This window comes from Chitinophaga sp. XS-30 (assembly GCF_008086345.1).
GTDB lineage: Bacteria > Bacteroidota > Bacteroidia > Chitinophagales > Chitinophagaceae > Chitinophaga.
Window position 1 is genome coordinate 5455935 of the sequence record NZ_CP043006.1, and the last position, 14765, is coordinate 5470699.

The 14765-nt window shown below is 52.6% G+C and carries 9 protein-coding genes; 8 read left to right on the forward strand and 1 reads right to left on the reverse strand.

Annotated features, from left to right (window positions below; translation table 11 throughout):
* The first annotated feature begins 142 nt into the window (after window positions 1-142).
* The 6 genes from FW415_RS21820 (at window position 143) to FW415_RS21845 (ending at window position 11437) form a co-directional block, all read left to right on the forward strand.
* A complete protein-coding gene (locus FW415_RS21820) occupies window positions 143-3847 on the forward strand; it encodes a SusC/RagA family TonB-linked outer membrane protein (protein ID WP_148389248.1) in 3705 nt (1234 codons plus the stop codon).
* 21 nt (window positions 3848-3868) lie between these two features.
* On the forward strand, window positions 3869-5323 hold the full coding sequence (locus FW415_RS21825; RefSeq protein ID WP_148389249.1) for a RagB/SusD family nutrient uptake outer membrane protein: 1455 nt from the start codon (window positions 3869-3871) through the stop codon (window positions 5321-5323).
* A 91-nt stretch (window positions 5324-5414) separates the two neighbouring features.
* Entirely contained in the window at window positions 5415-6350 is a 936-nt protein-coding gene (locus FW415_RS21830) for an ABC transporter ATP-binding protein (protein ID WP_148389250.1), read from the forward strand.
* Complete coding sequence (locus FW415_RS21835; RefSeq protein ID WP_148389251.1) at window positions 6350-8767, forward strand: Gldg family protein; 2418 nt, start codon at window positions 6350-6352, stop codon at window positions 8765-8767. Before FW415_RS21830 ends, FW415_RS21835 begins: the two co-directional genes overlap by 1 nt.
* A 6-nt stretch (window positions 8768-8773) precedes the next feature.
* On the forward strand, window positions 8774-10108 hold the full coding sequence (locus FW415_RS21840; RefSeq protein ID WP_148389252.1) for a DNA mismatch repair protein: 1335 nt from the start codon (window positions 8774-8776) through the stop codon (window positions 10106-10108).
* Between the two features lie 12 nt (window positions 10109-10120).
* The gene (locus tag FW415_RS21845; RefSeq protein WP_148389253.1) at window positions 10121-11437 is read left to right on the forward strand and encodes a DNA mismatch repair protein; all 1317 of its coding nucleotides are present in this window, start codon (window positions 10121-10123) and stop codon (window positions 11435-11437) included.
* A 29-nt stretch (window positions 11438-11466) separates the two neighbouring features.
* Here FW415_RS21845 and FW415_RS21850 read toward each other — a convergent pair whose 3' ends face one another.
* A complete protein-coding gene (locus FW415_RS21850; RefSeq protein ID WP_148389254.1) occupies window positions 11467-12489 on the reverse strand; it encodes a type II TA system antitoxin MqsA family protein in 1023 nt (340 codons plus the stop codon).
* 340 nt (window positions 12490-12829) lie between these two features.
* Here FW415_RS21850 and FW415_RS21855 point away from each other — a divergent pair, with 340 nt between their 5' ends.
* Together FW415_RS21855 and FW415_RS21860 are read left to right on the forward strand one after the other, a co-directional pair.
* Window positions 12830-13615, forward strand: a complete 786-nt coding sequence (locus FW415_RS21855; protein WP_168208940.1) for a UbiA family prenyltransferase — start codon at window positions 12830-12832, stop codon at window positions 13613-13615.
* Window positions 13616-13656: 41 nt separating this feature from the next.
* The gene (locus FW415_RS21860; protein WP_148389256.1) at window positions 13657-14757 is read left to right on the forward strand and encodes a M42 family metallopeptidase; all 1101 of its coding nucleotides are present in this window, start codon (window positions 13657-13659) and stop codon (window positions 14755-14757) included.
* Window positions 14758-14765: the final 8 nt, after the last annotated feature.

Sequence of the window (14765 nt, forward strand, 5' to 3'; positions counted from 1 at the left end):
AAGCAAGACAGCCTTTAATGGCCGTGCGCTGGCACAAAAAAACCGGGCGTAAAGATTGGCGTCCTTCCCCGGCTTTTGTTTCAGTGAACGCAAAACAGGTGTTCTGAAGCTGCTTATTATTCAACTAAAACATTGCAAAGGTATGCAAATTAATGGTCTTCCCATTCAGGCTTCCCGTGTCCGGCACTCATGGCCGGGCCTGTCAACCAAAAACGCCCTGACCGGCGGATCAGCCAATATCCGGCTCCGCTGCTTCAACGGCAAAACAATTGTGAACGCAATGAAACTTACCATCGTCCTCGTACTTGTTGCGGTCTTTCAGGTAAATGCGAGATCATCGGCACAAACAGTGTCCTACACCGGCAAACCGGTTTCCCTGCAAAAGATGTTCTCCCTGATCAGGGAGCAAACGAACTACAGTTTCTTTTACCGGAATGAAGATATCGCCGGTACAGGTCAGGTGAATGTGCAATTAAAGAATGTGCCGCTGGAAAAGGCATTGGAGAAAATACTGGCCGGCCTCTCGCTGGAGTTCGAGATACAGGGCCGCACGATCTTCATCAGCAAAAAGGCGCCTGCAAAACCGGCACAGGCAGGTTACCCGATAGTACAGCCTGCGGAGCCGCCGCCCGGCGAGGTCCGCGGTCGTGTGCTGAATCACCGGAACCAGCCGGTGCCGGGCGTGACGGTATTTGTCAAATCAACCAGAACGATTATCATCACCAACGAGGAGGGAGAGTTCATGTTCCGGAATGTCCGGGAAGGAGACACGCTCATGTTCAGCAGCATCAACTACGAAACGCTGTCCGTTCCCGCTACTTCCAGGGCGCCGATGCTCATCTATCTGAAACTCCGCATCACCAATCTCGATGCCGTTACGGTATTCAACACCGGTTACCAGGAATTGAATGCCGAAAGAGCTACCGGTTCCTTCGGCAAACCGGATATGAAAGTGTTTGCACAACGTACCGGCACCATGGATATCATTCAACGGCTTGAAGGGCAGGTACCGGGCATGCAGATAAAGATCGGCGTCAACGTCAATGCTCCCAACAGGAATGGCAATGGCATTACCACCAGGGGCAGTATTATCAGGGGTATAAGTTCCCAGGCCCTGTCCTCCGATCCGCTGTATGTGGTGAACGGGGTAGTAGTAACAGACTTCAGTTCGGTAAACCCGGATGATATCGCGGATATCACCGTATTGAAAGATGCGGCAGCGGCGGCCATCTATGGGGCCAGGGCTGCTAACGGCGTACTGGTGATCAACACGAAAGGCGGCAACAGGAACCAGCGGTTGACGGTCAACTATACCGGCTTCATCAACTTTACCGGCAAACCTGATTTTGAATATATGAAAATGATGAACAGCAGGCAGTTCATCCAGTCTGCCAGGGAAATATTCGACCCGGTGGTCAACCCATGGTCTTCCCGCGCCTATTCCAGCATTGCCCCGCATGACCAGATACTGTACGATCAGCATCGCGGGCTGATCTCCCAGGCCGTTGCCGATCAGCGGCTGGATAGCCTGGCTGCCATCAGCAATATGTCGCAGATCGAAGATATCTGGTACAGGCCGGCGCTGACGACCAACCATACCGTTTCCGCCTCTGGCGGCAATAATGTATATGCATTTTATGTTTCTTTCGGTTACACCGGCACACAAAGCAACACCCCCGGCGAACGCAACAATGCTTACAAGCTCAACCTTTCCCAGAGCTTTAACGCGGGCAGCCGGATTAAGCTGCAACTGAATACCTCCCTCATCAATACCGCGGTAAGCAGGCCAACCTCAAACACTGCAGACCACTCCTTCCTGCCATATCAGCTGTTCAGGGACGCGAACGGCAACAACCTTTCCATGCCGTACCTCGTGCCGTACAATGAAGATATCCGTAACGACTATGCTGCACGCAGCCGCATCAGCCTGGACTATAATCCGCTGGATGAGAGGTTCCTGGCACAAAGCAAAGTGAACAACCTGATCCTGAATGTGACTGCAAAAGCGGATGTTCAGCTGTGGAAGGGCCTGCGTTTCTCCGGCACTTACGGATATGTAAAATCACCGGGAACGGCTACCTATTACACGGATAATAAAGCACTGGGGCAGCGCCAGCAGATCATCGGCCTTACCGTAGCGCCAACGGCATCGTCTGAACCGGTGTATCTCCTTCCTGTAAACGGAGGCACCTTTCAATCCGGTGCTAATGACCAGCGTAACTGGACGGTCCGGAACCAGCTGGTGTACACCGCAACACCCCGCCAGGGGCGGGACAATCTGACCCTGCAGGCCGGACAGGAGGCGCTGGAACAATACAGCTACCGGTCCAGCACCCTCATGCATGGCTACGATAAAGCACTTGGCACCTATGCCGTGCTGGACTATGCAAGGCTGCAGGCAGGTATCCCCGGCACTGTTACCGGATACGGCTCTCTCTGGGTGCAGCCGTTCCAGATCAATGAAACCTACAACCGCTATGCATCCTACTTCGGGCTGGCCAGCTATACCCTCAACCATAAATATAACCTGGACCTGAGCTGGCGGCAGGATCAAAGCAGCCTGTTCGGCAGTGAAGTATCCCGCCAGAACAAACCATTCTGGAGCGCCGGGGTTAAATGGCTCCTGAACAAAGAAGCATTCATGCAGCCGCTCTCCTGGGTCAATGACCTGGGATTGAGGGCCACATATGGCTTTACCGGCAATTCCCCTTACGCTGGCGCCGCTTCGCTTAATGACATCATCAGCAGCATTACACAATCCAACAGCCCCAACGCCATTGCCGGGGATGCCTTTGCCGTCAGCCGTGTGGCCAACAGGCAGCTGGCCTGGGAAAATACGCAGAACATCAATATCGGGCTGGATTTTTCCTTGCTGGACAGAAGGCTTGCGGGGAGCATCGAATATTACAGCAGAACAACTACCGATCTGATCGGCCCCATCCCTCCCAACCCTTTCACCGGCGTTAACTCCATCACCGGCAACATCGGAGAGATGGCCAACAAGGGGGTGGAAATGCGCCTGCAATCCGTAAATATCCGGACGAAGGACTTCAGCTGGAGCTCCATCTTTACCATTGGTTACAACAGGAACAAGCTGATTTCCTTTTCGAAGCCTTACGTATGGATGCAGAACCCTGAAAGCTACGTCAGCAGCCTGAGCTACCTGGTGGGATACCCCATGCGTCCCATGTTCTCTTACCAGTATGCCGGCCTTGACAATATGGGCGATCCCATGATCTACCTGGCGGACAAAACCGTTTCCAAAGATCCCAATATCGCCGGGCTGGATGACATCGTGTATAACGGCACCACACAGCCTTTCTGCAGCGGCGGTCTTTCCAATACTTTCAGCTATAAAGGCATAAGCCTTACACTGAATATGGTCTACAACATGGGCGCCGTTATGCGCCGGGATATCAACATGCTGTACGCCGGCCGCCTGCCCTCTTCATCCAGCCTCGCCGGCCAGAACCTGCCGGTGTCTTTCCTGGACCGGTGGAAACAACCGGGGGATGAAGCCTTCACGGACGTGCCCTCTTTTGTAGCAGATTACGGGACCGACTATACACGCCGTAAAACCAACTATTATATGCGGGGAGACAATACCGTTGTCAGTGCAGACTTTATCAAGCTGAGGGATATCACCCTCTCCTATGACCTGCCGGCAGCTGCGCTCCGGTTCCTGAAAATACAACGCGCCAGCGTTTTTACCCAGGCTACCAACTTTATGGTGTGGAAGGCTAGCCAATACGATATCGATCCGGAATTTCATGAGCCCTCCGGCGGTGGCCGGACGCTGCCGCCCTACAAACACGGTTACAGCATCGGTCTTAATCTGAGCTTTTAGTTTCATTCTCAATCCAACAACATGAAGAAGCATATTATCGCGATAACAATACTTGGTGCGCTGTTCTCCTGTAAAAAAAGCTGGCTGGAAATTGTGCCGCAGGGTGATCAGGTGGCAGTAACCACAGACGACTACGGCAAATTGATGAACAATCCCGGCCTCTATAACTACTCCGCAGGCGGATGGGGGGAAGCGCAGCTCATGGGGGATGAAGTGGCCGCAGAAACGCCCTATTTTGCCAATATCAACATCGTGCGGGACCGCCTGTTCCAGTGGAAAGATTCCATTTACGTGGAACTTGAATATATGCCGTACCTGCTCAATCTCCATAACCAGGGCATGTATGGGCTGAACAAGGTCATCAATGAAGTGATGTCCTCAACCGGCGGCACTGATGAGCAAAAAAGGGCCATACGGGCGGAAGCGCTGGCTACGCGCGCATGGAGCAATTTCAATATGGCCGGGCATTACTGCAAGCCCTACAATGCCGCCACCGCGGCCACCGATCCGGGATTCCCGCTGGTCACGGAAGCGGAAGTGAATACACGGTCGTTTCCCAGGGGCACCGTTCAGCAAACCTATGATTTCATTATCAAAGACCTCACGGACGCACTGGTATCCATACCCGTCAGGCAACCGATCGTCACCCGCATGTCCAAACCTGCCGTAGAAGGCCTGCTGGGAAAAGTGTACCTCTTCATGGGCAGGTATAACGAAGCGCTGCCGTTCCTGAACGCAGCTATTTCCTCTGTTACCGCCAACGGACAGACCAGCTTCTATAACTACAACGAAACATTCGCTCCCGGCGGCGCTTTCCTGCCGGTCAACACTTTCAGCGGCCCTAATTCACCGGGGCAGAACCAGAACGATCTCCGTGAGGCCGTGGTATCCAAGGTATGGAGAAGCGGTTCTTATTCCGGCAATGTTACGGGGAATAACGGACTGGTGCTTACGCCGCAGGCGGCGGCACTCTATGGCAGCAGCGACCTCCGGCTGCTTTTTTACACGGATACCAACAGCGATATGACGCCCAATCCCGCGGGAAGACTGCGCAAATACGGCGTGAGCTATTCCCGGTTCGGGCTTCAGCTGGCAGACCTGTATCTCCTGGCGGCAGAATGCAAAGCCAGGCTCAATGATCCGGATGGCGCCGTTGCCGATCTGGAAATGCTGCGCAAAAACAGAATGCCTCCCGCTGACGCAGTTGTACCGGCCGCTATTGCCGCAGATCAGGCTGCCCTTGTCCGCTTCATTATCGATGAACGCACCCGCGAATTCGCTGCCGAAGGCTACCGCTGGTTCGACATGCGAAGACTGTCCACTGATCCGCTTTTCGCGGGAACGGCCTATACACACACCATGTATAATGAAGATGGAACAACAACGGTTTATACGCTGGACCAGTCCAAACGCTTTGTATTGAAGTTCCCGCGCAACTACACCGATACCAATCCTGACATGCCGGACAATCCCTGATCCGCCCGCATCATCCTGCAATACGTCTGCGGTGCCGCAAGTGCCGCCGCAGACGTTATTTCCGGTATTTTATTATCGTCAACAGAACAACATGACCAATATTGTAAAAATTGAGCGCCTGTCGCACAAATACAGCAGCGCATGGGCCATCCGCGACATCAACATGGAGATCAGCCAGACCGGTATCGTCGGACTGCTCGGCTCCAACGGCGCAGGAAAGTCCACCACCATGAACATCCTCTGCGGAGCATTGAACCAGACGGAAGGGGATGTATTTATCAACGGCATCAATATGCGGGAAAACCCTGCGCGTGCAAAACGTGAAATAGGGTTCCTGCCGCAAAACCCGCCCTTGTATATGGACCTTACCGTGGATGAGTACCTGAACTATTGCGCAAGCTTGCGCCTTATTCCAAAAGACAGCATAAAACCCTCCATCAAAGAAGCCAAGGAACGTTGCGGTATTGACCACTACAGCAAGCGGTTGATCCGTAACCTTTCCGGCGGCTACCGGCAACGCGTAGGCATTGCCCAGGCCATCGTGCATAAGCCGCGGCTGGTTGTGCTGGACGAGCCTACCAATGGTCTCGATCCCAACCAGATCACCGAAGTAAGGGCGCTGATCAAAGAAATTGCCAGAGACAGGGCAGTGATCTTCTCCTCCCACATCCTGCCGGAAATACAGATCCTCTGCAAGGAGATCAAAATGATAGAGAACGGCAGGATCGTATTCTCAGACACGATGGACGCTTTCAACAATTATGTGGAACCGCATAGCATGCTCATTCACATGGAAAACCCGCCTGCAGCCGCTGAACTGGAAAAGATAGAAGGGATCACCCAGGTGAATTTCCTCACGGAAAGGCAGGTACGCTTACATTTTAACGGAGACCGGAATATCACGGAAAAAGTAGTGGCATTAAGCGTTCAGCACGGCTGGAGGCTAAGCGAGATCAGCCTCGACAAAAGCGCGCTCGACGAGATATTCAAACAATTATCCAGTAAATCAACTCAACAACAGGATTAATGAGAACAATATTCAAAATTGCCAAAACAGAATTGCGCATCCTCTTTTACTCGCCTATCGCATGGTTCCTGATGATCGTATTCCTTGTACAATGCAGCATTGTGTATTTCGGCGTGCTGGAAAGTTATGCCAGGTTGCAGGAGATCAGCGGAACAAACCTTGAATGGCTGACGAATATGACGGAGAAAATCTTCCTCTCCAGGCAGGGACTGTTCGGCAACGTCATGCAGAATCTTTTTCTGTACATACCACTGCTCACCATGAGCCTTATCAGCCGGGAAACCGGCAGCGGCACTATCAAGCTGCTGTATTCTTCCCCCATTACGGTAAGGGAGATCGTTTTCGGCAAATACCTGGCCATGATGATATACAGCCTCCTGCTGGTAGCTATCGTAGGCATCTTCACAATATCCGGTGCTTTCCATATCAATTTCCCTGAAAAAGGTATGCTGATGGCGGCCATGCTGGGCTTTTACCTGCTGTTATGCGCATATTCGGCGATCGGGCTGTTCATGTCCTGCCTCACTACATACCAGGTAGTAGCAGCGATCTGCACATTTGTGATGATCGGCGTACTGAGTTATATCGGCAACCTCTGGCAGGATATTGCTTTTATCAGGGAGCTCACCTATTTCCTGTCCATTAACGGCCGTACGCAGAATATGCTCTCCGGCCTCATCACCACAAAAGACGTCGTGTACTTCCTGATGATCGTCTATATCTTCCTCGGCCTGAGCATCTTCAAACTGAAAGCCGGTATGGAATCCAGATCTGCCATGGTAAAGAGCGGCCGGTACATATCCGTCATCGCATCCGCACTACTGATCGGCTATCTGAGCTCCCTCCCCGGCTTCATCGGCTACTATGATGCTACTTCCAACAAGTCAAGAACGCTGACGCCAAACGCGCAGAAGATCATTGCGGAACTTGGAGACGAGCCGCTGGAAGTCACCGCTTACAGCAACCTCCTGAGCAGGCACTGGTACTTCGGCAGCCCCACCTCCTACAACCAGACGCTCGCCCGCTGGGAACCTTACATGCGCTTCAAACCGGACATTGTGCTGAAAACGGTGAGTTATTACGACAGCACACTGGATGACACACGCATGTTGTCCGGCCATGCCGGCAAAACCCTCAAAGAGGTCGCGGAACAATACGCCAAAAGCATGGATGTGGATATGGCCGATCTCAAGTCACCCGAAGAGATCCGGAAGATCATTGACCTGCGGCCCGAACTGAACAGGTATGTGATGCAGCTCAGGTGGAAAGGGAAAACCACTTTCCTCCGGGTGTTTGACGATCAGGCGGCATGGCCGGGCGAAACGGAAGTCTCCGCCGCCTTTAAACGCCTCCTGCAGGCCAACATACCCAGGATCGCATTCGTCTCCGGTCATCTCGAAAGGGATATCAATAAAATGGGGGACCGCGAATACAAGGCGCTGACCAATCACAGCACTTTCCGCAATTCGCTTGTGAACCAGGGATTCGATGTGCAGACCCTTTCACTGGAAACACAGGATATCCCCACGGATATCGCCGCCCTCGTGATCGCCGATCCCAAACTGGCACCCGGCGATGCGGCCATGGCCAGGCTTCAGCAATATATCGACCGTGGAGGCAACCTCCTGATTGCGGGAGAGCCGGGAAAACAGGCGATCCTGAACCCCATCCTGCAACAGCTCGGCGTGCAGATGATGGAAGGGCAGGCCGTACAGGAAAGCAGGGAATTTGCACCGGACTTCATAACAGCGGATGTTACGGAACTGGCCGGCACGTTCTCCAAAAACCTGGGGAAAAGAATGGCGGACAGCCCGAAAGTTTCCATGCCTGGCGCGGCCGCACTCTCCTTCTCCCCCAACGGCGCATTTGACATCCAGCCACTGCTGATGACCGACAGCAGGCTGACCTGGAACAGAAAACAGAAGCTGGACCTCGAAATGACCACCAACGCAAGCGCCACATCGGAAACAATGCAGAGCGCCATGGCCATGCCGGTCATGATCGCACCCGTTACCGCCACACCGGAGCGTACCCTTAAAAAGGATCCCGGTACAGTCACCTTCTCCCCTGCGAACGGTGATCTTAAAGGCCCCCTGCCTGCCATGCTCAGCCTCAAACGGCAGGTCGGCAACAAGGAACAACGCATCATTGTGTCCGGCGATGCAGACTTCATGAGCAATGCCGAGTTACAGCGTTTCAATATCAGGACCGTGAATTTCCTGTTCAACACAGCAGTTTTCAGCTGGTTATGCTACGGGGAATTCCCGATAGAAACCACCCGCCCGGACCCGAAAGATACCCGGGTGACCGTTTCACTGGACCAGGCCCGTCACCTGAAGGTCCTCTATCTCTGGGCGTTGCCGGGCATGCTGCTGATATTCGCCTCCATTCTGCTGATCAGGCGCAAAAGGAAATAAGCACTTATGTTATTTACGACAGACAAACAAACACTGGAAGACCTGAATATTTTTGGCAGGCATGGCGGGGACTCGGTGTTCAATATCTTCAACCGCTGCATCACAAAAGGTGGTGCAGCGGTCATGGAAGAGATGTTCCGCTATCCGTTATCCGATGAAAAAGCGATCAACCGCCGCAGCGGCATCATTCAGTATTTTGCCGTCAATGGAACCGTATTCCCTATGCAAAGCGCGCTTTTCGATGCGGCAGAGGCCTATCTTGCCAATACCGATGAAAGAACAAAGCTTCAACCGGAAGAGCCGGGCATCGGTAAAAAACTGGGCCATCTCATTGGCACAGATACGGAAACTGCCCTGCTCGTCAAAGGCATCAGCGCTTTGGTGGAGCTGATGAAAAACATGCACAGCTTCATTACTTCGCTGAATCTTCCCGAAGATCATGGCTACTTCCCTGAAAAGGCCGCAGTAACAGCACTTTTGTCGGAACCGGACCTTGCGCCGGTGTTCAACAGCAAAGGCAGGCCTTCCGGCGCCGCCATGGCTGCATATGACGCCCTGTTGCGCTTCCGGCACCGCAGCAGCATGCAGCAGTTGCTGCGTCACATCTATCACCTTGATGTATATGTTTCCGTTGCGAAAGTTGCACAGGAACGCCGCTTCGTATTTCCTGCGGCACTGCCGGAAGACCGGCATATGCTGCACCTGAAAGGCGTATTTCATCCGCAGCTCAAAAACGCCGTTCCCAATACCATCCATGTTACACCGGACAACAATGTTACCTTTCTTACCGGCGCCAATATGGCCGGCAAATCCACTTTCATGAAGTCCCTGGGCATTGCGGTATTCCTTGCGCATATGGGATTTCCCGTGGCGGCGGAACGAATGGAATTTTCGGTATTGAATGGCATTTATACGACCATCAATCTGCCGGACGATCTGGGCATGGGAGCCAGTCATTTTTATGCGGAGGTGCTGCGGGTGAAGAAAATGGCGCAGGAGCTGAGCCAGTCCAGAAACCTCCTCATTATTTTTGATGAGCTGTTCAGAGGCACTAACGTCAAAGATGCTTACGAAGCTACAATAGCCGTAACGGAAGGGTTTGCCGGCAAACCGGGCAGCCTCTTTGTGATTTCCACACACATCATCGAAGCGGGGGAAGTGCTGCGGCAAAGGTGCCGCAACATCCGTTTCATTTTCCTTCCCACGCGGATGCAGGGCAACACGCCGGTGTACACCTACTCGCTTGAAGAAGGCATAACGGATGACCGCCACGGGATGGTTATCATCAACAATGCACAAATCCTGGATATCCTCGCCAAAGGAACGCCAAAAGAAGTATAAACGACCATCAGCATGAACTTTATAGCAGATAAACAGACACTGGAAGACCTTAACCTGCTGGGTAAATACAAACCCCATTCCATCTACAGCCTCTTCAACAGGGTGCACACACATGGCGGAGAAAGGCTGCTGGAAGAGATGTTTCATCACCCCCTCACGCAACCTGATGATATTAACCGGCGAAGCAGCATTTTCCGTTACTTCCAGGAAAGGGACATCCCGTTCCCGCTCAGCGCCGAAACGTTCCGGATTGCCGCGCACTACCTCGGCGCCGGAACAGCGGGGAATTGCCTTGTTGGGGCAGCCGGCATGCTCCGCAGCAAAATATCCGCTTCGCTGCTGCGTGATGATCAGTATGCTCTCCTGCAGGGAGGCTTGATTGCCGCAATCCGGGTGCTGAATGATTTAAAGGATTTCCTTGCCCGTCTTGAAAAACAGCCCGGCCCCTATTCCGATGAGGCGCAAACACTTCGCAACATCCTCTGTAACGACCGGCTGGCCTGGCTGGAACAGGAAAGGAAAACCCTGCAATTGCCTTTCCTGAAGCTGGTCCGCTACAACTACCTGTTCCGGCATACCATGAGGCTGGAAATAGAAGCGCTGCTGGAAGGCATCTGGCGCCTGGATGTGTACCTCGCCGTAAGCAAGGTGTCCCGGGAAAAAAGCCTTTCTTTCGCTACGGCACGGCCGGCGGAGGAACATCTTTTCCGGGCCGCCGGAATACGGCATCCTGCGCTGGCCAAAGCAGTGGCTAACCCGCTGTTCCTCCATCCCGGAAACAACCTGCTCTTTCTCACCGGAGCCAATATGGCCGGCAAGTCCACTTTCATGAAATCTTTTGGCATAGCAGTGTATCTGGCGCACATGGGCTTTCCCGTTGCTGCCGGTGAAATGGAATTTTCGGTCATGGACGGGCTTTATTCTTCCATCAATGTGCCGGACAGTTTAAGCATGGGCTACAGTCATTTTTATGCGGAGGTATTAAGGGTTAAAACAGTGGCGGAAGCAGTAAGCAGCGGAAAAAACCTGGTAGTGATATTCGATGAATTGTTCAAAGGCACCAATGTCAAGGATGCTTATGACGCCACACTATCTGTAACAAAGGCCTTCTCCCGCTACAGGAGCTGCTTTTTTATCGTTTCCACACATATCGTTGAAGCCGGAGAAGCTTTAAAGGCATGCGAAAATATTCAGTTCTCTTTCCTGCCAACAGTGATGGAAGGCGTCATACCAAAGTATCCTTACACGCTGACCGCCGGCATTTCCGGCGACCGGCACGGCATGATGATCATCCGGAATGAAAAGATACCGGATATGCTGCGCTCCTGAAAGGGAAACGGCTGAAATCCGTTCACACCTTACGCCCCCATCAGATCAAAAGCATACTCCTGGTAGCTGATCAGCTTCCTTTCCCCTTCCAGTTCCTTCCATGCCCGCTCAAGATGGCTGAGGTCTACAATATCCCAGGCGGAAGTATCCTTGAACTTCCGGGTGATGGAACGAATGGTGTCCAGCTCTTCGCTGGAAAAAACATCCTCGGCGGGCGGCGTTTCGGCGGCAACGGCAAATATTTCCACGGCGCCGCCGGAGCGTGTTCTTTCCCAGCAGGAAGTGATGATCTGCTCGTTCTCCAGGTAAGTGTAGATGTTATCATAATTAGCCGGCACCGGCCCATAATTGATGGCCCGGTACGATAACCCGGTGATGGACCGGCCGTAGTGCTTGTAATGGCTGAAATCCGTATAGAACAATTGTTTGTTCAGCTTCAGTTTGTTGTTATAACCGGCCCTGGAATGACGGATCAGGTGGGTAACCAGCGCGGCAACCCGGTCGGCATCCGGCCGTTTATACCCTGTAAAGCTGTTGGATTCGTGGTGAACGTTCAGGCTGGCATAGAAGGGTTTCAGTTTCCTGCGTTCGCCAAGCAGTATATGCACCCTGGCTTTTGCTTTCTCAAACGCATTATCGGAAAAATACGGCCTGCCATCTTCCAGGAACTCCTGGAAAACCTCCGGTTTATCTGCGGTTTTGATCAGGTTGGCCATCGCGGGAACAGGCATTTCCCCCTTTTCATAATTACCGTAACTGTTGGCCCCCAACCCCAGCACCTCACTCATCCGGGCAGCGGAAAGCCCATACTGTTCCCTGATGGCCGTGATCTCTTCCGGGAAAAGTATGTTGTACTTTTCCCGGTATTGATTATGCGCCTGCGCGAGGGTGATGGTATCGCTTTCTGTGGTGGTAAACTCTTCGTTGCATTGCCCGCACCGGTAAAAATGCTCCATCACCTTGAAAACATCTTTACGGTATGCCAGCTCCTTCGGCTGTTTCTGTAAAACGGCCATACCATCACAATACGGGCATGCTATTTTTTCTTTCATAATTGATTGTCTTTTAGCGGGTAATATATCAAGCGCGGCAAGGGCAACGGTGTTTTTTTCTCTCGGCCGGAAAGCAATGTCAAATATTTTGATCTTTCTTTCAGCATGGTTAAAAATTCCTCTACTTCAGATATTGTGGTCATCCCTGAAATTGATTACTGGTTAACAAACTTCATTAATACAACACAAATGTACCAACATTTTCAATAAAACATCACTTTTTAGTGGAGTTTTATCCCCTCAAAAATTTACCTGCCTTTTCCCTATTTTGCACGGCATGTTCCGGGGCCTTTTCAATTTCTTCCTTTTCAGTTCCATATTCATTGCCATTTGTGCGGTCATGATGACCTGGCAAACCAACGAAATACTGCAACTCCGGTATGACTGGCAAAATTTCTACGGTTTTGTGTTCTTTGCCACCCTTTGCAGCTATAATTTCCACTGGTATCTTACCCCAGGCGCCATCCACCAGTCGGAACGCATCAGCTGGGGCCTGCGCAGGCGAAAACTGCAGCTGCTGGGCTGCGCCATCGGCATGGCCGGCGCGGCATGGTTCTTCCGGCCGCTTGCTCCCCACTGGCTCCCCGTCTCGGGCGCCGTGCTGCTGACCTTCCTCTATTCGGCGCCCAAAGTTCCGCACCCTGCTTTCCGCTGGCTGAAAAAGATCGCCATCGGGAAAACCATCTTCCTGGCCTTTGTATGGACCTACGTGACCACGCTCCTTCCCGCCCTCATCGCCGGACAGGCAAACAATACCGCCGTGCTGTACCTCACCGCTTACCGCTTCTTCCTGATCTACGCCATCTGCATTCTTTTCGATTACCGGGACAGGGAGGCGGACCGGCAGGAAGGTATCCGCAGCCTCATCACCTGGTTCGATGACCGCAGCCTGGAAAAACTCTACTACGGCTCCGTCTTCCTCTCCGCATTGTCCGCTTTGCTGCTGGCCCCCTCCATTCCCCTGTTTGTGCTGTGCAGCCTTATTGTTCCCGTAGTTATAACGTCTATGATTAAACGATATGCAGAAACCCATACCTCCGATTATGTCTATTATTGCTACCTGGACGGCCTCATGATGCTCTCCGCCCTGCTCCACCTGGCCTGGACGGCCGCGGGTGGCATTTAATGCTTCGGAATCCTTATTTTTGCCGGATCAATCCGGATAATATGGCAAAGAAACAGAAATCAATACTGACGAAGGAATCACTGGCTTTCCTGAAAACCTATCTCAACAATCCGGCCCCTACAGGCTTTGAGAAAGAAGGACAGAAATTATGGCTGAATTACCTGAAACCCTGGATCGACGATTCTTTCGTGGACCCTTACGGTTCAGCGGTTGGCATCATCAACCCGGAAGCGGCTTTCAAAGTAGTGATAGAAGCGCATGCAGACGAGATATCCTGGTTCGTCAACTATATCTCTCCGGAAGGGCTCATTTATGTGATCCGCAACGGCGGCTCCGATCAGGCTATTGCGCCCTCCAAACGGGTGAATATTCATACAGCACAGGGTATCGTAAAAGCCGTATTCGGATGGCCTGCCATCCATACCCGCCTGCGCAGCGCGGACGGCAAGGAACCGCAACCGAAAGTGGATAATATCTTCCTGGACTGTGGCGCACGCTCCCGGAAAGAAGTGGAAGACCTGGGCATTCACGTTGGATGTGTGGTCACCTTCGATGATATGTTCGAAGAACTGAATTACGATTACTATATCTGCCGCGCCATCGATAACCGCATCGGCGGCTTCATGATCGCCGAAGTGGCCCGCCTCCTGAAAGAGAACAAGGAACGCCTCCCCTTCGGCCTCTACATCGTCAATGCCGTACAGGAAGAAGTAGGCCTCCGCGGCGCAGAGATGATCGCCAAGCGCATCAAGCCGAACGTGGCCATCATCACGGATGTAACGCATGATACCACCACACCGATGATCAACAAGAACATCGAAGGAGAGATCCGCTGCGGCAGCGGCCCCAGCATCACCTACGGCCCCGCCGTCCACAACATCCTGCGGGACCTGATCATCAACACCGCCAAAAAAGAAAAGATCCCCTACCAGCTGCATGCCGTCAGCCGCAGCACAGGTACTGATACGGACGCTTTCGCCTATTCAAACGAAGGCACCCCCTCCGCGCTCATCAGCATCCCCCTGCGCTACATGCACACCACCGTGGAAATGATCAAGAAAGATGACGTCGAAAATACCATCCGCCTCATATACCAGGCTTTACTGAACATCACACCTAAAACCAACTTTCAATACCTGTAAAACCATCG

Coding starts and splice junctions, on each gene's coding strand:
- FW415_RS21825 (WP_148389249.1), top strand. CDS start 3,869: ATGAAGAAGCATATTATCGCGATAACAATACTTGGTGCGCTGTTCTCC.
- FW415_RS21820 (WP_148389248.1), top strand. CDS start 143: ATGCAAATTAATGGTCTTCCCATTCAGGCTTCCCGTGTCCGGCACTCA.
- FW415_RS21855 (WP_168208940.1), top strand. CDS start 12,830: ATGATGACCTGGCAAACCAACGAAATACTGCAACTCCGGTATGACTGG.
- FW415_RS21860 (WP_148389256.1), top strand. CDS start 13,657: ATGGCAAAGAAACAGAAATCAATACTGACGAAGGAATCACTGGCTTTC.
- FW415_RS21850 (WP_148389254.1), bottom strand. CDS start 12,489: ATGAAAGAAAAAATAGCATGCCCGTATTGTGATGGTATGGCCGTTTTA.
- FW415_RS21830 (WP_148389250.1), top strand. CDS start 5,415: ATGACCAATATTGTAAAAATTGAGCGCCTGTCGCACAAATACAGCAGC.
- FW415_RS21840 (WP_148389252.1), top strand. CDS start 8,774: ATGTTATTTACGACAGACAAACAAACACTGGAAGACCTGAATATTTTT.
- FW415_RS21835 (WP_148389251.1), top strand. CDS start 6,350: ATGAGAACAATATTCAAAATTGCCAAAACAGAATTGCGCATCCTCTTT.
- FW415_RS21845 (WP_148389253.1), top strand. CDS start 10,121: ATGAACTTTATAGCAGATAAACAGACACTGGAAGACCTTAACCTGCTG.